Source organism: Vagococcus sp. CY53-2, assembly GCF_022604695.1.
Classification (GTDB): Bacteria; Bacillota; Bacilli; order Lactobacillales; family Vagococcaceae; genus Vagococcus.
The window spans coordinates 461,449-480,628 of sequence record NZ_JALAHP010000001.1 but is presented as its reverse complement, the minus strand read 5'-3'; the positions used below and the strand labels follow the sequence as shown (position 1 = coordinate 480,628).

At 33.6% G+C, this 19,180-nt stretch carries 15 protein-coding genes; 14 read left to right on the top strand and 1 reads right to left on the bottom strand.

Annotated features, from left to right (window positions below):
* Positions 1-203: 203 nt before the first annotated feature.
* The 11 genes from MN581_RS02325 to MN581_RS02275 all read left to right on the top strand — a co-directional run bounded on the left by MN581_RS02325 (position 204) and on the right by MN581_RS02275 (position 12,744).
* Positions 204-614, top strand: a complete 411-nt coding sequence (locus MN581_RS02325; RefSeq protein WP_347247401.1) for an ankyrin repeat domain-containing protein — start codon at positions 204-206, stop codon at positions 612-614.
* A 240-nt stretch (positions 615-854) separates the two neighbouring features.
* Positions 855-3,383, top strand: a complete 2,529-nt coding sequence (gene secA / locus MN581_RS02320) for a preprotein translocase subunit SecA (RefSeq protein ID WP_241699103.1) — start codon at positions 855-857, stop codon at positions 3,381-3,383.
* A gap of 64 nt (positions 3,384-3,447) precedes the next feature.
* A protein-coding gene (gene prfB / locus MN581_RS02315; RefSeq protein ID WP_117972935.1) for a peptide chain release factor 2 occupies positions 3,448-4,543 on the top strand; the annotation gives its coding sequence in 2 pieces (ribosomal slippage) (positions 3,448-3,519 and positions 3,521-4,543; 1,095 coding nt in all).
* Between the two features lie 133 nt (positions 4,544-4,676).
* The gene (ftsE, locus tag MN581_RS02310) at positions 4,677-5,363 is read left to right on the top strand and encodes a cell division ATP-binding protein FtsE (RefSeq protein ID WP_117972934.1); all 687 of its coding nucleotides are present in this window, start codon (positions 4,677-4,679) and stop codon (positions 5,361-5,363) included.
* Positions 5,356-6,243 carry a permease-like cell division protein FtsX gene (ftsX, locus tag MN581_RS02305; RefSeq protein WP_117972933.1) on the top strand — a complete coding sequence of 296 codons (888 nt, stop codon included), beginning with the start codon at positions 5,356-5,358 and terminating at the stop codon, positions 6,241-6,243. Before ftsE ends, ftsX begins: the two co-directional genes overlap by 8 nt.
* Before the next feature lie 114 nt (positions 6,244-6,357).
* The gene (rapZ, locus tag MN581_RS02300; RefSeq protein WP_241699102.1) at positions 6,358-7,254 is read left to right on the top strand and encodes an RNase adapter RapZ; all 897 of its coding nucleotides are present in this window, start codon (positions 6,358-6,360) and stop codon (positions 7,252-7,254) included.
* A complete protein-coding gene (locus MN581_RS02295; protein ID WP_241699101.1) occupies positions 7,251-8,243 on the top strand; it encodes a YvcK family protein in 993 nt (330 codons plus the stop codon). Before rapZ ends, MN581_RS02295 begins: the two co-directional genes overlap by 4 nt.
* 18 nt (positions 8,244-8,261) lie before the next feature.
* The gene (gene whiA, locus MN581_RS02290; RefSeq protein ID WP_117972930.1) at positions 8,262-9,194 is read left to right on the top strand and encodes a DNA-binding protein WhiA; all 933 of its coding nucleotides are present in this window, start codon (positions 8,262-8,264) and stop codon (positions 9,192-9,194) included.
* 151 nt (positions 9,195-9,345) lie between these two features.
* Complete coding sequence (locus tag MN581_RS02285; RefSeq protein ID WP_241699100.1) at positions 9,346-9,687, top strand: putative DNA-binding protein; 342 nt, start codon at positions 9,346-9,348, stop codon at positions 9,685-9,687.
* 12 nt (positions 9,688-9,699) lie between these two features.
* The gene (gene ffh, locus MN581_RS02280; protein ID WP_117972928.1) at positions 9,700-11,133 is read left to right on the top strand and encodes a signal recognition particle protein; all 1,434 of its coding nucleotides are present in this window, start codon (positions 9,700-9,702) and stop codon (positions 11,131-11,133) included.
* A gap of 165 nt (positions 11,134-11,298) precedes the next feature.
* Positions 11,299-12,744 (top strand): amidase family protein, encoded by a 1,446-nt coding sequence (locus MN581_RS02275; protein WP_241699099.1) that lies wholly within the window; start codon positions 11,299-11,301, stop codon positions 12,742-12,744.
* A 21-nt stretch (positions 12,745-12,765) separates the two neighbouring features.
* Here MN581_RS02275 and MN581_RS02270 read toward each other — a convergent pair whose 3' ends face one another.
* The gene (locus MN581_RS02270; protein WP_117972924.1) at positions 12,766-13,980 is read right to left on the bottom strand and encodes an FtsW/RodA/SpoVE family cell cycle protein; all 1,215 of its coding nucleotides are present in this window, start codon (positions 13,978-13,980) and stop codon (positions 12,766-12,768) included.
* A gap of 189 nt (positions 13,981-14,169) precedes the next feature.
* Between MN581_RS02270 and MN581_RS02265 the strand changes: the two genes are divergently transcribed.
* The 3 genes from MN581_RS02265 to MN581_RS02255 all read left to right on the top strand — a co-directional run bounded on the left by MN581_RS02265 (position 14,170) and on the right by MN581_RS02255 (position 19,104).
* Positions 14,170-15,333, top strand: a complete 1,164-nt coding sequence (locus MN581_RS02265) for an MFS transporter (protein WP_241699098.1) — start codon at positions 14,170-14,172, stop codon at positions 15,331-15,333.
* A gap of 80 nt (positions 15,334-15,413) precedes the next feature.
* Positions 15,414-16,382: an asparaginase gene (locus MN581_RS02260; RefSeq protein WP_241699097.1), complete on the top strand. Its 969-nt coding sequence runs from the start codon at positions 15,414-15,416 to the stop codon at positions 16,380-16,382.
* A 271-nt stretch (positions 16,383-16,653) separates the two neighbouring features.
* Complete coding sequence (locus MN581_RS02255; protein ID WP_241699096.1) at positions 16,654-19,104, top strand: 5'-nucleotidase C-terminal domain-containing protein; 2,451 nt, start codon at positions 16,654-16,656, stop codon at positions 19,102-19,104.
* Positions 19,105-19,180: the final 76 nt, after the last annotated feature.

Sequence of the window (19,180 nt, the reverse complement as noted above, 5' to 3'; positions counted from 1 at the left end):
TAAGAGACCTAGAGGGCTCTATTTTTTTGTCTATTTTTAATTATTTACCTAAATTAATCATAGAATATAAAAAGACAATCCAATTACTCTTAATGAGTAATTAGTTTGTCTTCACTCTGAGACTACCTATAAAATAGGTAGTCTTTTTTATTTTCAGATGACATTAATTATGATGATAAGGCTTAACGTGGTTAAGACACTTAATTACAGCAACACATCATCATCAAGTTGAAATAGCAAAACTGTTAGTTGATGTAGAAGCGGATGTTAATAAACAAGATAACATTCAAGGTAAAACAGAGATTTTAGCGTATATTTTAGAAAATAGTACTCTAAATCAAGAGAGTTATAATCCGATTTGGCGGAAATGCTGTTATCCAGCTGCTGAAAAAGGGCATTTAGAAACTGTTAAATTATTAATTGAAGATGGAAAGGTAGAGATTAATCATCAAAATAATTCTGGCTATACTGCCTTAATAGAAGCTGTTGCTTTAAGAGATGGTTCAAAAGTTTATCAAGATATTGCGGCTGAATTACTAAAAGTTGGAGTGACTAAATCTCTAAGGGATTATTCAGGTCGTACAGCTGAAGATTATGCTAAGCAATCAGCGTAGTAACTACCAATTATATGGGGGATTAACATAAGAGGCGTGACAGTTAGGTAAAACTTAACTTTTCACATCCTTTTTGTACTAGAGTTAGAATCTCTAATAGGAAATATCCCTTAATCGTCCCTTTTTTTTCTTAAAGAGTTTTATTTTTCATAAACAAATGATAGAATGTATAAGATGACCTTATGATGTAAGATATCAATACTTCTAGGATAATAAGGATGAGAGGGTAGGAAAAATTTCATGGCTAATTTTTTAAAACAATTAATCGAAAATGATAAAAAAGATTTAAAACGCTTAGGGCATATGGCTGATAAAATTGATAAACTAGCACCACAAATGTCAGAGTTATCAGATGAAGAATTAAAACAAAAAACTGAGGAATTTAAAGCACGTTATGCTAAAGGTGAAACATTAGATGATTTACTTTTTGAAGCATTTGCAGTTGTGAGAGAAGCAGCTAAACGCGTTCTGGGATTATTTCCATATAAAGTGCAAATGATGGGTGGAATCGTACTACATGAAGGTGGCATTCCAGAGATGAAAACTGGTGAAGGTAAAACCTTGACTGCTACTATGCCGGTTTATCTAAATGCGTTATCAGGTGAAGGGGTACACGTTGTAACCGTCAATGAGTACTTATCAACGCGTGATGCAAGTGAGATGGGTGAGTTATATAACTTTTTGGGTCTAACAGTTGGATTAAATATTAATTCAAAATCTTCGGATGAAAAACGTTTAGCTTACTCATGTGATATTACTTATTCAACAAATAATGAATTAGGATTTGATTATTTAAGAGATAACATGGTTGTCTATAAAGAACAAATGGTTCAACGTCCATTAAATTTTGCTGTAGTGGATGAGGTCGATTCAATTTTAATCGATGAAGCTAGAACACCATTGATTATTTCTGGTCAAGCTGAAAAATCAACTGCTTACTATACAAGAGTTGATAATTTTATCAAAACATTAACGGAAGAAGAAGATTATAAAATTGATGTTCAGTCAAAGACAATTAGCTTGACTGAACAAGGTATTACGAAAGCTGAAAAATATTTTGATGTTGACAACCTTTATGATATTGAAAATACGTCTTTAACACATTATGTGGATCAATCATTACGTGCTAACTATATTATGTTACGTGATATTGACTATGTCGTTCAAGAAGGTAAAGTATTAATCGTTGATCAATTTACTGGTCGTATCATGGATGGTCGACGTTATTCAGATGGTCTTCATCAAGCGATTGAAGCCAAAGAAGGCGTAGACATTGAAGATGAAACAAAAACAATGGCAAATATTACATTCCAGAACTATTTCCGTATGTATAAAAAATTATCTGGTATGACTGGTACAGCGAAAACAGAAGAAGAAGAGTTTAGAGAAATTTATAACATGCAAGTTATTCAAATTCCGACAAACAAACCAATCATTCGTGATGATCGTGCGGATTTATTATACCCAACACTATCAAGTAAGTTCCATGCAGTAGTGAAAGATATTAAAGAGCGTCATGAAAAGGGCCAACCAGTATTAGTGGGGACAGTTGCCGTTGAAACCTCAGAGTTATTATCTGATTTACTGAATAAGGCAAAAGTACCGCATCAAATTTTAAATGCGAAAAATCACTTTAAAGAAGCAGAAATTATCATGAATGCTGGACAAAAAGGTGCTGTGACGATTGCAACAAATATGGCTGGTCGTGGTACAGATATTCGTTTAGGCGCTGGTGTACGTGAAGTCGGTGGATTAGCTGTTATCGGGACTGAACGTCATGAGTCTCGCCGTATTGATAATCAGTTACGTGGACGTGCGGGTCGTCAAGGAGATCCAGGTATGTCACAATTCTATCTATCTCTTGAGGATGATTTAATGAAACGTTTTGGTTCTGAAAGAATCAAAATGTTCTTAGATCGAATGAAGTTAGAAGAAGAAGATGCTGTCATTCAAAGTAAAATGTTATCTAGACAAGTTGAATCGGCCCAAAAACGTGTCGAAGGAAATAACTATGATACACGTAAAAATGTCTTACAATATGATGATGTGATGCGTGAACAACGTGAAGTTATCTATAAACAACGTCGTGAAGTAATCATGTCAGATATTGATTTAGAGCCTGTTTTATTAGGAATGGTTGAGAGAACTGTGGATCGCTATGTTGATGGACATACTCAAGGTGAGAAAAAAGATTGGAACCTTGAAGGATTAGTAGACTTTGTTGGTTCAGCTATTACGCATGAAGATGCCATTAGTTTATCTGATTTTGAAGGTAAAACACCTGAGGAAATGAAAACATTCATTTATGACAAAGCAAAAGCTATCTATAATGAAAAAGCAGAAATTTTAAGTAGTGAAGAACAGTTATTAGAATTCCAAAAAGTGGTTATCTTAAGAGTAGTCGATACAAAATGGACAGACCATATTGATGCGATGGATCAATTAAGAGAATCTATTGGATTACGTGCTTATGGACAAAATAATCCATTGGTTGATTATCAAACTGAAGGATATGATATGTTTAATAATATGGTTGGTGCGATCGAATATGAAGTCACTCGCTTATTCATGAAATCTGAAATCAGACAAAACGTTCAACGTGAGCAAGTGGCTCAAGGTGATGCTGTTAAGCCAACTTTAGAGCAAGGACAAGTATCTAATGATGAGAAAAAACAACCGATTCGTGTTGACGAAAAAATCGGACGCAATGATTTATGTCCATGTGGCAGTGGCAAGAAATATAAAAATTGTCATGGTAAACCATCATAATAAATCAAGAAGCGACTTAGTTTAACTGAGTCGCTTCCCTTATTTAAAGAAAGGGAGATAATTAATGGAAATTAGCGATATAAAAAATGAATTAGGTAAAATCGAAACAAAAATAACAAATTTTAGGGGGTCTCTTTGACTTAGAGTCGCTAGAAGAACAAATTGCTGAAGGTGAATACGAAATGGCTACGCCTGGCTTTTGGGATGATAATGAAGCTGCTCAGATAGTGATTGATAAAGTGAATCAATTAAAATCGCAATATGATACTTTTAAAAAAACTGAGGAAGCTTATGAGGAATTAGAAATCTTACTGGAAATGGCTGAAGAAGGTGATGAAGAGTCACAAAAAGAATTAGAAGAAAAGTTAGTAAAAACGATTCAAATTGTAGAAGAGTATGAATTAGCTCAACTACTTAATGGTGAGTATGATCAAAATAATGCAGTTTTAGAACTTCATCCTGGAGCAGGTGGAACAGAGTCACAAGATTGGGGAAGTATGCTTCTTAGAATGTATACTAGATGGGCCGAATCAAAGGGATTTCAAGTTGAAACAGTTGATTATCAAGCTGGAGATGAAGCAGGGATTAAAAGTGTCACACTTTTAATCAAAGGATACAATGCCTATGGTTATTTGAAGTCTGAAAAAGGCGTTCATCGATTGGTTCGTATTTCGCCATTTGATTCCAACTCGAGACGTCATACATCCTTTTGTTCAGTTGATGTGATGCCAGAGTTAACAAATGATATTAATATTGAAGTCAAACCAGATGATATTAAAGTTGACACATTCCGTGCTAGTGGAGCTGGTGGTCAGCATATTAATAAAACAGACTCAGCTGTCAGAATCACCCATATCCCAACAGGATTTGTGGTATCTAGTCAGGCTCAGCGTTCTCAATTAAAAAATAGAGAGCAAGCGATGAGCATGTTAAAAGCAAAGTTATATCAATTAGAAATTGAAAAACAAGAACAAGAAGCAGCTGCGATTAAAGGTGAGCAGTTAGAAATAGGCTGGGGTTCACAAATACGATCTTATGTGTTTCATCCGTACTCGATGGTTAAAGACCATCGAACAAATTACGAAGTGGGAAATACTCAACCAGTAATGGATGGAGACTTAGATGGTTTTATTGACGCTTATTTAAGATGGAAGTTGTAATACTTTATTTGACAGTTAATAAGTAATTGATATATATTTGTAATCAAATCCTAAAGAAGACATGTTATACTGTATTCGGATTGATTATTATATATTAGTCAAAATAACAATAACAAGTTGGAGAGATAAACTTATGATAGAGATGAAGAAAGTAACAAAGAAATACTCCAATGGGACAACAGCGATTCGTAATTTATCCATTACAATTAATCAAGGTGAGTTTGTTTATGTCGTTGGCCCAAGTGGGGCAGGTAAATCAACTTTCATCAAATTAATGTACCGTGAAGAAGCCGCAACTAAAGGAACATTAAATGTTTGTGGATATGATTTATTAACGATAAAAAATCGTAATGTTCCTTATTTACGTCGTGAAATAGGTATTGTATTTCAAGACTACAAGCTTTTGGCACATAAAACAGTGTATGAAAATGTTGCCTATGCCATGCAAGTAATCGGAAAAAAACCACGTGAAATCAAACGTCGTGTACTAGAAGTACTTGATTTAGTTGGGTTAAAACATAAAGTTCGTGTTTTTCCTGATGAATTATCAGGTGGGGAACAACAACGTGTGGCAATTGCAAGAGCCATCGTGAACACACCAAAAGTACTTATCGCAGATGAACCAACAGGAAATTTAGACCCAGAAAATTCATGGGAAATTATGGAGCTATTAGAGCGAATTAATAATCAAGGAACAACGGTTGTTATGGCCACACATAATAGCACAATTGTAAATAAAATTCGTCATCGCGTATTAGCTATTGAAAATGGCCGTATCACAAGAGACCAAGACGAGGGGGATTATGGCTACGATGATTAGTAATTTTTTTAGACACATAGGTAGTGCATTGAAGAATTTAAAAAGAAATGGATGGATGACTTTAGCATCTATTAGTGCTGTAACCGTGACATTAACGCTTGTTGGAATTTTTCTAGGTGTTATTTTAAATGTTGCAAAAATTGCAGATGATATAAAAGATAATGTGGATGTTTCCGTTTTCATTGATATTGGAACACCTGAAAAGGAAGTAAAAGAATTAGGTGAAAAGTTAAAAGATATTGATGGGGTCAAAGACGTTACTTTTTCTAGTAAACAAAACGAATACAAAAAGTTAGTAGATAAGTTGGGGGATACATGGAAACTTTTCGGTGAAGATGAGAATCCATTGTATGATGTTTATGTTTTAACAGCTTCTAACGCAGAGGATATACCAGATATACAAAAGGCAGCATCTAACTTACCAAGTGTGCAAAAGGCTGATTACGGTGGACGAAATTCCGATAAGTTATTCAAGATTTCTAAAGATGTAAGATTATGGGGGACCATTGCAGCCGTCTTCTTACTAGGAGTAGCAGTATTTTTAATTTCTAACACAATTCGTATCACGATTATTTCAAGAAAACGTGAGATTCAAATTATGCGTCTTGTAGGAGCTAAAAATGGTTTTATTAAAGGACCATTCTTCTTAGAAGGAGCATTTATTGGTCTACTGGGATCTGTGATACCTGTTTTGCTTGTAACGTTTGCTTATCCGAGAGTATATGTTATTTTTACAAAGAGTATGATTGCTAATGCATCTTATGATTTGATTGCTCCAGGTAATTTAATGTGGCAATTAAATACATTACTCATCGTCGTAGGTGTTGTGATTGGTTCAATAGGTTCTGTGATGTCTATGAGGCGATTCTTAAAAATATAATGTATAAAAAAGAAATAAGACAGTTGTCTTATTTTTTTTTATCTATTTTTTCACAGATGATACACCAGGTATGTTATAATTGAGAGCAGAGAGTATGGAGAAGGAGTGATGTAAATGACTGAAAATCAGATTGATAGTTTACAATTAGTCGTCATTACTGGAATGAGTGGTGCTGGTAAGACAGTTGCAGTACAAAGTTTTGAAGATATGGGATATTTTTGTATTGATAATTTACCACCAACATTAATCCCAAAGTTTTGGGAACTAATTAAAGAGTCAGGTAAAATCACTAAAATTGCATTAGTTATTGACTTAAGATCACGTGCATTTTTTGAAGAAATTCAAAGTATGCTAATTGAAATAGAAAATACTAAATTAGTGGATACCACTGTCATGTTTTTAGATGCCTCGGATCAAGAATTGGTTTCACGTTATAAAGAGACAAGGCGAGCTCATCCACTTGCCATGGATGGACTAGTTACAGAGGGAATTAAGAAAGAAAGAGCTTTGCTTGAAGAATTAAAAGGAGAGGCACAGTTAGTGATTGATACAACTGAACTAGCTCCTAGGGAATTAAGAGAACAAATCATGGAAAATTTTAAAAATCATGATACAGATACTTTCCGTGTCGAAATGGTTTCTTTTGGTTTTAAATATGGATTACCAATTGATGCAGATATTGTGATGGATGTAAGGTTTTTACCTAATCCACATTATATTGATGAATTGCGTCCATTAAATGGAAAAGACAAGCCAGTATATGATTATGTTATGAACTCTGAAATGACGGAATCGTTCTATCAGAAATATGAAGAGTTGATTTTAGATATTTTACCAGGCTATATAAAAGAAGGAAAAATGAGTTTGACTATCGCGATTGGTTGTACTGGAGGACAACATCGTTCAGTAGCATTGACTGAGAAATTAGGAAAAAAAATCTCTGAAGACTATAAAACAAATATTACCCACAGAGATATGATGAAACGTAAGGAATCAGTTAATCGTTCATGAAAACATATCGTATAAGGAAGCCTAAAATTGTTGTGATTGGTGGCGGAACAGGCTTACCAGTCATATTACATGGTTTGAGAGATCAAAGTGCTGATATTACAGCGATTGTAACAGTAGCAGATGATGGTGGGAGTAGTGGGCTTCTTCGTCAGAGTATTAATATGAGTCCTCCAGGAGATTTAAGAAATGTTTTAGTGGCGTTATCTGATATGCCACAAATGTATGAAGATATTTTTCAATATCGTTTTAAAAAAGAAGATAACTTCTTAGCTAATCATACGATTGGTAATTTGATTATTGCAGCAATGTCTGAAATGAAAAATAGTACTTATGAAGCAATCCAGTTATTAAGTAAGTTTATGCATGTGGATGGACATATTTATCCAGCAAGCGAGCAATCCATGACATTACATGCTAAATTTGTTGATGGAACAGAGGCAACAGGTGAAAGTACTATTGCCAAAGAACGAAAGAAAATTGATTACGTTTATGTCACTAACTCAATAGATGGCACACCAGTCAAGCCTGCTAGAAAGGTTATTTCAAGTATTCGCGATGCAGATATGATTGTGTTAGGACCTGGTAGTTTATTTACTAGTATTTTACCTAATTTGATGATTAAAGAGCTAGGTGAAGCGGTTTGTAAATCAGAGGCTGAAGTAGTATATATTTGTAACATTATGACACAAAAAGGCGAGACTGAGTATTTTTCTGATGCCGATCATGTACGGGTATTGCATCATCATTTAGGTAAACAATTTATTGATACCGTATTGGTCAATACAGAGTCAGTACCTGAAAATTACATTGATCCAGCTGTTTATGATGAGTATTTATTACAAGTTAAACACGATTTTCAAGGCTTACGTGATGAAGGATGTCGTGTGATATCGACCGACTTTTTAGAGTTAAAAAATGGTGGAGTTTTCCATGATCGAACCAAAGTAGTTGAAGAGCTGTTTCGTTTGGTTTTTGGAGTAAAATATTAAAAGAATGGGGTGCTTAGAGTGTCTTTTGCATCGGATGTTAAAAAAGAACTGACTACTTTGGAAGTTCATAAAGAACATGCAAAGGCTGAATTGGCAGCTTTAATTCGAATGAACGGGTCTGTAACATTAGCTAATAGACAATTTGTATTAAATGTTCAAACTGAGAATGCTGCAATAGCTAGACGTATCTATACACTATTAAAAGATCATTATGAAGTAAATAGTGAGTTGTTAGTGCGACGAAAAATGAAATTAAAAAAAAATAATGTTTATATCGTTCGTTTGAAACAAGGAACAAAAGAAATATTAAATGATTTAGAAATCATGGATGGTGCGATGTTTAATCCCCATGTTTCAGATAGTATCATGGGGAACGAACAAAAAATGCGTTCTTATTTACGAGGGGCATTTCTAGCAGGTGGTTCAGTTAATAATCCTGAGACAAGTCGTTATCACTTAGAAATTTATTCAATGTATGAAGATCAGTGCGTTGATCTATGTGACATGTTAAAATTTTATGGATTAAACGGACGAGTGGTTGAAAGGCGTACAGGATTTATCACTTATCTCAAAGGTGCAGAAGAAATTGCCGATTTTTTAGTGTTAGTTGGGGCGACAAATGCTATGTTAAAATTTGAAGATGTTCGAATTGTACGAGATTTACGTAATTCAGTTAACCGACTAATGAATTGTGAAAATGCCAATATGAATAAAACGGCAGATGCTGCAAAACGTCAAATTGAGAATATCCGTTTAATCAAAGCAACCGTTGGATTGGAGCAATTACCTGAAAAATTGAGGGAAGTCGCAGAAATACGTCTGGAAAATCCAGAAATTAGTTTAAAAGAGCTAGGGGAAATGATCCCTTCTGGTCCAATAACAAAATCAGGTATTAATCATCGCATCCGAAAAATTAATGAATTTGCTAATAATTTAGCTCAAATAAAGTAAAAAATGTTAACTATTTACCTTATCTGTTAAAAAGAGTTGTTTGTTTAGCTGGTAAGGTTTTTATGTATTTTTCCTCTAAATATCTTGATACAAGTATGATATAATGTGAAAGTAATTATAACCAAGATAGTTAAGTTAAAGGAGGGAAAAAATGGAAATTGAAAAAACAAATCGAATGAATGCTTTATTTGAATTTTATTCAACTCTTTTAACAGAAAAACAAATGAATTATATTGAACTTTATTATGCAGATGACTTTTCTTTAGGTGAAATAGCTGAGGAATATGATGTGAGTCGTCAAGCTGTGTATGATAATATAAAACGTACTGAAAAATTACTAGAAACTTATGAAAAAAAACTACATTTGTATTCAAATTATGTGGTACGACAAGAGATGATTGATGAAATCAAATCATTGCTAAAAGAATCTTATCCAAAAACAGAAATGATTTATGATTTATTAGATAAAATTCAAGAAATAGAAGAAGAGTAGGGGTTTAAAAATATGGCTTTTGAAAGTTTAACAGATCGCTTACAAGTAGCGATGAGTAAATTAAAGAAAAAAGGGACGGTAAAAGAAGAAGACGTAAAGGACATGATGCGTGAGATTCGTCTAGCCTTACTTGAAGCCGACGTTAACTTACAAGTCGTTCGTGGCTTTGTCAAAAGTGTTGGAGAACGCGCAGTCGGTGTTGAAATTCTGGAATCGTTAAATCCAACCCAACAAATTGTTAAAGTAGTGGATGAGGAACTAACTAAAGTATTAGGTTCTGAGGCAGTTGGGTTAAATAAATCACCTAAGATACCGACAATTGTCATGATGGTCGGTTTACAAGGGGCTGGTAAAACAACCTTTACAGGTAAGATATCTAACTTTTTAAAACAAAATGAGAAAGCTAGACCCTTATTGATTGCAGCCGACGTGTATCGTCCTGCTGCGGTGGATCAATTAAAAGTCATTGGTCAACAACTAGATATTCCAGTTTTTGATATGGGAACAGATGTTGATCCAGTTGAAATTGTTCGCCAGGGGTTAGAACAAGCTAAAGCAAATAAAAATGATTATGTGTTTATTGATACGGCAGGTCGTTTGCATATTGACGAAACTTTAATGGATGAGTTAAAACGTATTAAAGATTTTGCTCAACCTAATGATATTCTACTAACAGTTGATGCGATGACAGGTCAAGATGCGGTAACAGTAGCTCAAAGTTTTGATGAACAACTAGATGTGACAGGGGTTGTGTTAACAAAACTTGATGGTGATACTCGTGGTGGGGCAGCCCTTTCTATTCGTGCGATTACTGGAAAACCAATCAAATTCATTGGTACTGGTGAAAAATTAACTGATATTGAAGTATTCCATCCTGATAGAATGTCTAGTCGGATTCTTGGTATGGGAGACATGTTAACCTTAATTGAAAAAGCACAAAAAGAATATGACGAAGAAAAAGCAGAAGAATTAGCGCAAAAAATGCGTGAAAATAATTTTGATTTTAATGATTTTATCGAACAACTTGATCAAGTAATGGGCATGGGGCCATTAGAAGATTTGATCAAGATGATTCCAGGAATGAATAACATGCCTGGTCTTGACCAATTACAAGTTGATCCAAAAGATGTGGCTCGTAAAAAAGCGATTGTCTTCTCAATGACACCTGAGGAACGAGAAAATCCAGAATTGTTAAATCCAAGTCGTAGAAGGCGTATTGCAGCAGGTTCAGGTAATTCAGTTGTTGAAGTCAACCGTATGATTAAACAATTCAATGAATCTCGTAAAATGATGCAACAAATGTCTAAAGGAAACATGCCAGCTGGACTTGAAAATATGATGGGTAGTGGTGTACAAGGTAAATTAGGTAAGATGGCTATGAATAGAATGATTAAGAAAAATAAAAAGAAAATGAAAAATAAAAACAAAAAGAAAAAGAAAAAATAAGAGGAGGCTATGAGCCTTCTTTTTTTATAAAACAATGTTGTCTTTTTTTTATTCTTATTATTGATTAAATCGTTTAATTAACATAATTTAACCTTATTTTATAGTAAAAACGCCACAAGATAGTTAGACTTTATGTATCTTATTAAATAAAAGGAGTTTTATCGGATGAAAGATGCGACCTTTTGGGCAAATGAAATTAAACAAAAACACATATCAGTAGAAGAATTATTAAATGAAACATATAGTAAAGTTATCAAACATAGTGAATTAAATTGTTTCGTTGGATTCGATGAAGAAAGCTATCATCAACTATTACAGTCTTTAAAAACGTCTAATCAAGAAAGCCCATTTTATGGGGTACCTTTTCCATTAAAAAATATTGGTCAACAAAAAAAAGGATGGCTTAATACTGCTGGAGCTAAGTTAATGACTGGTAATCAATCGTCATCAACGGATAATTACGTGAAACAGATAGAAGAAGCTGGATTCATTCCATTTGGTAAAACCAATGCACCAGAATTTGGATTTAAAAATGTGACAGATCCTTTAATCTATGGCGTAACAAAAAATGCTTGGAATAAAGATTATCATGCAGGGGGTAGTAGTGGTGGTGCTGCTTCAGCCATAGCTTCAGGTGTTATCCCATTAGCAGGCGCAAGTGATGGTGGTGGTTCTATTAGAATTCCAGCGAGTTTTTCTGGATTATTAGGACTAAAACCAAGTCGGGGGAATATAGTGACAGGGCCTGATGAGTGGCGTGCTTGGCAAGGTGCTTCTGTTAATTTTGTGTTGGGCGTTTCAGTCAGAGATGCAAGAGCGATGCTAGAGATATTAAAACCGACACAACAAATTTCACCATTTTTAGTCCCACAAAATTTTTATAAACAGAAAAAAACACTAAAAATAGCTGTTTGCAATGACTCACCAGTTGGCAATAAGGTCTCACATGCAGCCAAACAATCAGTTGAGAAAGCTATTAAATTTTTAGTGAGTGAAGGACATGATGTGGTTGAAATTCCCTATCCGGTTAATGGAGATGAGTTAATTCGAAGTTATTATACAATGAATGGCGGAGAAACATCTGCCATGATGACTTCATTCAAAACACATTTGCAACGAGAATTATCTATTGAAGATATGGAACAAATGACATGGACGTTATATCAGTATGGCGAAACATTATCTGCCTCAGATTATGTTCAAAGTTTTTACGCATGGGATAAAGCTACACAAGTTATGGAAGAATTATTTGAGGAATATGATTTGTTTTTATCACCATCTGCTACAACAACAGCTCCTAAAATAATAGAAGATTTACAAAGTAATCAAATTCGACAATCAATGAGGATGGCACATGAATTGACTAAAAATGAATTAGCAGAATTAGTGTATGCGATGTTTGAAAAAAGCTTGCACATGACACCCTACACGCAGTTAGCTAATTTAACAGGTCAACCTGCGATTAATTTACCAATCTATGTAGCAGAAAATGGGTTACCAATTGGCGTTCAATTTATGGCTGCTAAAGGAAACGATAAACTACTCCTTGATGTGGCAGAATTATTCGAATACCATCAGCAATTCGTTTTGCCAATGTATTATAATCATTAAATAAACATGACTAAGAGGGAATTAAACCTCATTAGTCATGTTTATTTGTTTGTAAGGTTGTATTTCTAAAGCGTGTCCTTCATATAGTTGATGACGTTTTTCATCGGCGCTAATATTAAGAGCAATACCAACTAATATGGATAATGTCATTAAGTTAGATCCTCCGTAACTCATGAAAGGAAATGGCACACCAGTCATTGGCATAATACTTAAAATCCCACCTAGATTAACAAATGATTGAAGTAAAATTGCTGTGCTAATTCCAATACAAGCCAAAGAGTTAAAGGCATTAGTTGAACGAATCCCAATGGATAAAATTCTTAGAATTAGATAGAAAAGAATCATTAAAATAATAATACTGGCGATTAATCCGAGTTCTTCCATGGTGATAGAAAAAATAAAGTCCGTTTCAGCAACTGGTAAGAACCCTTTTTTCTGAATACTTTTTCCTAACCCTTTACCAAACCACCCACCATTGTAAATCGCAAAATATGAGTTTACTAATTGGAAACCATTGTTTAACTTATCCTCGAACGGATTACTCATTACAGAAAAGCGTTTATATACATGGGAAAAACGCTCAGGTATTAGCATCCCCCCATTGAACATAACAATTTGCCAAACTAGTCCAATAAACACGACAAGCCCGCCAAAACTTAGAAAGGTATACCCCGCGGGAATCCCACTTGAGAGAATTAATACAGAAAATAAGAAGAAAATAATGGCTGCACCGCCAACATTTGGTTGAATTAACACTAATAAAATCATCCCACCAACGATGGCAGTCGGGACCATAACAGATTTGAAAAAATCTTGATTGATGGTTTCCTGTCGTTTTGAAAAAATAAAGGCACAATAGAGAATAGTTGAAATCATAACAAATTCTGATGGTTGAAAACTAAAACTACCAATAGAAATCCACCTTTGTGCCCCACTTATTGTCTTTCCAAGACCCAAGACACTGGTGGCAACGAGTAAAATATATGTAAGACCAAGCATAATTTTTTGAAAAAGATCTGTTTGATAAACTTTTAATTTTGTTTTATAAATAACAGCAATTAAAATTAGCGAAATCACAAAGAAAATCCCTTGCTTGGTTGCAATAGAAAAAATACTTTTTCCTTGCTGGTTGAGTTTATAAGAGCTAGCACTAAAAATCATGATGATACCAATAATATTTAGTACAATATATGGAATCAAAATTTTAAAATCTATAAATTGTAATTTTTTTCTCATGGAGAAATCCCCTTTATTACGAATACATTTTTATATATACTAGACTAGTATAACAAAAAATAAGGCTAAAAAAAGATGATTTAACAAAAAATAATAATTTTATAAGGAATAGGAAGAATTTAAATATCCCTATCTGAAGTATTAGAATAATGGTATTATAGTGGAGTTGATAGCTAAGGAGAGTGTATGATGAAAAAAAAGGTTGAAATGAATTCTTTTACTGCCATGGCCATTTTATCGATTTCATTTATTTTGACAAGTGGGGTATCGATAAATGGGACGTTACCATTTATAAAAAAATCGCTTGAATTAACGCAAGTTAAAGCAGAGTTACTTAGTACCATTCCGAGTATTACAGTGATAATCTTTATATTATTATCTTCCAGTATCTCTAAAAAAATAGGAATGAAAAAAACAGTGGTGATTGGATTGCTACTGGTTTGTCTAGGCGGAGTATTACCAAAGTTTACCTCAAATAGTTATCTGATGATATTTATTGGTAGGTTGTTATTAGGTGCAGGATTTGGTATGTATAATGCGTTATCTGTCAGTTTTATAAATGGATTATATAGTGGAAGAGAGCGTTCTGAATTGTTGGGGATTAGAAACGCGATCGAAGGGCTTGGCCAAATGGTTTTAACACTTGTTGCAGGATTACTTATTACCCCAAATTGGACTAATGCTTATCTCATCTATTTTTTAAGTTTGCCAATCGCGTTATTTTTCTACCGTTATGTTCCAGAAGTTGTGATACAAACAGATAGAAAAAAAGCTCCTTTTTCATTAAGCAAGCCACTTGTTTTGACAGCTATTTTTGCTTCAAGTTTGGTGATGAATTCAATTGCTGTAGCTGTCAGATTTCCATCATTAGCAATTGAGTTAAAAGGTGAGACGATTAACACTAGTTTATTTCTATCTATTATGCCGGCATTAGGGATTATTGCGGGATTTCTTTTTGAAAGAGTTATTCGATTATTTCATTTTAAAGTCATCTATGTTGCGTTAGGTATTAATATTTTATTTAATTTATTCGTCTATTTATCTGATTATTCATTTAGCTTACTACTTATCGGATTATTTATTTCAAGCGTTCCGGTGGCGTGGATTTTACCTTATATTTTTAACCATATCGAACAAATTGCTAAAGGCGTGGATATTAATCAGTCGACATCGGTTATTTTTATTGGTTGTAATTTAGGTGTTTTGTTATCTCCGGTTATGATGAGTCTATTAAATGGACTATTTCATACAACAGATTTAAAATTTCCTTTCCTATGTTTTGTGGTATTTTATCTAATAGTACTATTAGTGATTCGACTAAACCATGATAAGATTGAGAAATTCATGAATTAAACATGAGAATTTATTCCCCTTTAGCGTTTTATGATAAAGATAAGTCTATAATGGTTTTATAAAATGATGAGGTGAAAGAAATGAAAAGAGTACTCGTTTTACACACAGGCGGAACGATTTCCATGACACAAGAAGATGGTGTAGGGGTTAGCTTATCCAATAAACATCCACTAGGTGATAAATTTTTACCATTACCAAAAGACATAGAATTAGTTGTTGAAGAGGTATTCAATCTACCCTCACCACATATTACCCCTAAAGAGATGTTATTATTAAAAGAGCGTATCGTAAAAGCCCAATCAGAAAATTTTGTGGGTGTTGTGATAACTCATGGAACCGATACGTTAGAAGAAACAGCCTATTTTTTGGAATTGACATTGAAAAATAATTTAGCAATGGTATTAACAGGAGCAATGAGAAGTAGTAATGAAATAGGATCAGATGGCTTGTATAACTTTAGGCAGGCAATTATTACAGCTGCCCATGAATCAGCTCGTGATAAAGGTGTGTTGGTTGTGATGAATGATGAAATACATGAGGCACGATTTGTCACAAAAACCCATACAACAAGTGTTGATACCTTTCGTGCTCCAACTTTTGGTCCAATCGGTATTTTATCCAAAAACAAACCTATTTTTTTAAAGGATGTTATCGAAGAAGAAGTTTATCCAATTACAACAGTGGAAGGAACTATTCCTATTATTAAGGCTTATGCTGGTATGGATGGAACATTATTTGATCTATTAACAGAACAAAGCATCGATGGGATTGTGATAGAAGCTCTTGGTGCTGGAAATTTACCTCCAGCTGTACTGCCGAGTTTGGAAAAAGTTTTACAAAAGAATATTCCTATAGCTCTAGTTTCAAGATGTGCCAATGGCATAGCAGAAGATATATATAGTTATGTTGGTGGAGGAGTGGAATTAAAAAATATGGGCGTGATGTTTGTTAGAGGTATTACTGGTCCTAAAGCACGATTGCGTCTATTAGTTGCATTAAATGCTAAACTCAATAAAGAAGAGCTTAGACATTATATGACTGAAATTTAATTAAATAGACAAGATAAAAAACAGATAGAATTGGCTATCTGTTTTTTATTTGATAGGTATCAATTTAATTATTATTATAATTAGCGTTATCTAGGTTTTATAAACGAATATGTATTTGTTGTTTGTCTTGTTTGATGGAACATTATTTAATTTGTCCATTTATTAATTAATGAACTACTAACTCAATAGTTGGATTAAACATAGCTTATTTTGTGAATTTTGTTATAATAAAGTGTGTAAAAATGAATTGATTATAATGGAGGAGATGGCATTGGAAAAAGGAAAGGTTTCGGTAAAATTTATTAGTTTGTTATGCTTTATGTTAGTTTTTGGTATTCTTTCTCCAGCAATACCAGTGTTTGCTGAAGAAACACAAGAAACGACGACAACTACAACAGAAAATGTAGAAATACAAGAAAGTAATCAAAAAGAAACAAGTACATCTACAAAAGAAGAAGATCAAACAGATGATAGCGAATTGTCTACTGATGAGTCAGTAACCAATTCAGAAAGTAGCCAAGAGAAGAAAAATAAATCAACAGATTTTAATTTTAGTATTATGCATACTAATGATATGCATGGACGTATGCAATATGAAGATGGAAAAGTGATTGGTTTAGCTAAGCTCAAAACATTTAAAGATAGCAAAAATCCAACATTAATGCTTGATAGTGGGGATGCTATGCAAGGATTAGCTATTTCAAATTTTGGTAAAGGGATGGACATGGCACGTGCTATGAGCCATATTCCTTATGATGCTGTTGCAGTTGGAAATCATGAATTCGATTTTGGTTATGATCAAGCTATGGCATATAAACAGATTTTGCCTATGGTATCTGCTAATGTTGAAAAAAATGGTAAAGAGTCATTTGAGCCCTATAAGATAATTGAAAAAGACGGGAAAAAATTTGCAGTGATAGGATTATCAACACCAGAGACAGCGTTTAAAACACATCCGGATAATGTTAAAAATGTGACATTTTCTGAACCGATTCCTGTAGCTAAAAAAATGATGGAGCAATTGAAAGGTAAGGCAGATGTATTTGTCTTTTTGAGTCATCTTGGAATAGATCAAACAACTCCGGCAGAGTGGCGTGGTGATACATTAGCAAAAAATTTATCTGAGGCATATCCTAAAGAAAAAATAGTGGTATTAGATGGCCATTCTCATACAGCTCTTCCTACTGGTCAAACCTATGGGAATGTATTACTAGCACAAACTGGAAATTATTTAAATAATGTTGGGTTAATTAATATCAGTTATAAAGATGAAAATCCAACTTTTAAAGCAAAATTAATACCGGCATCAGAGTTTAAAGACATTAAAGAAGATGAAACGATAAAGAAAATAATTGATGAGACAAAACAAAAATTTGATGGCGAAATGAATCAAGTTGTTCTAGAAAATAATCCCGTTCAATTTGAAGGTCAAGGGGATAATGTTCGGACAAGAGAAACAAACTTAGGAAATATTATTGCTGACTCACTATATGATTATGGACAAACTGGATTTAAAAATGGACAAACAGACTTGGCTGTAATTAATGGTGGAGGAATTCGCACCAACATTAATAAAGGAAAAGTGACAAAAGGGGATATTTTAGCAGTTCTACCTTTTGGCAATACTATTTCTCAAATTGATGTGACAGGTAAAGAAATCAAAGAGATGTTTGAGTATTCCCTACGTTCTGAGGTTCAAAAAGATAAATCAACAGGTCAGGTTATGATAGATGAAACAACAAAACAGCCTATCTTAGGACGCAATGGTGGATTCTTACAAGTATCAGACTCTGTAAAAATTCATTATGATTCAACGAAACAAGGAGCAGGTAATAAACCTGAAGATAATCAAGCGGGACAACGTGTTTGGTCAATTAAAATTAGAAATAAAGCAACGGGAGAATTTGAACGTTTAGATGAATCTAAAACGTATAAATTAGCCACTAATGATTTCTTAGCAGCAGGTGGCGATGGTTATACTATGTTAGGTGGCTCTCGTGAAGAAGGACCATCATTAGATCAAGTGTTTACTGATTTTTTAAGTGACATTAGTGTAGATAAGAGTGAAAAAATACTCCCAATTCGTTCTGCAAAATATGCTATTATGGATTATGAAAAAGCAATCCCTTATTCACGTATTATACCAAGTGAAACTAGTGAAGATATTATAGCGACACCTTTAGAAGAACTTGAGAAAACGATAACTGAGAGTAAAAAATTATCGGAATCTGATTATACAGTAAAGAGTTGGATAGCTTTTAGTGAAGAGTTAGTCAAAGCAGAAAAAGTATTAACAGATAAAGACGAATCAAAAGCAAAAGAAATCAATAGTGCCTTAGTAAAACAAAAAGAAGCATTGGTATCAATAAAAACATTAAAAGCTTTAGTAAAAGAAACAGATCGTTTAAAAGAAGTGGATTATACAGTTAATACTTGGCACGTATTAACTAGCGCTCTAACAGAGGCAAATAAGGTATTAACAGATGCCCAATCAAAAGAGATAGATGTAACGGTAGATACTGTAAAAGAAGTTGAAGAAGCTCTTACAAAAGCTATAAAGAATTTAGCTAAAGCAACTGCTAATAATGCGACTAAAAATAAACCAACAACAACAAATAGTTTACCAAAAACAGGTGAAAAAGTATTTAATTTTGTTAGTATTGGTCTGATTCTAACGGCAGTGGCTTCAGCTGCTTATGTTTTTAAAAATAAAGCATCTTAAATAAATGAATGATTAATAAAAGCAAGGGACCAACTATCTCTTGCTTTTATTTTATGAATTCTAACTTGTTCATCAT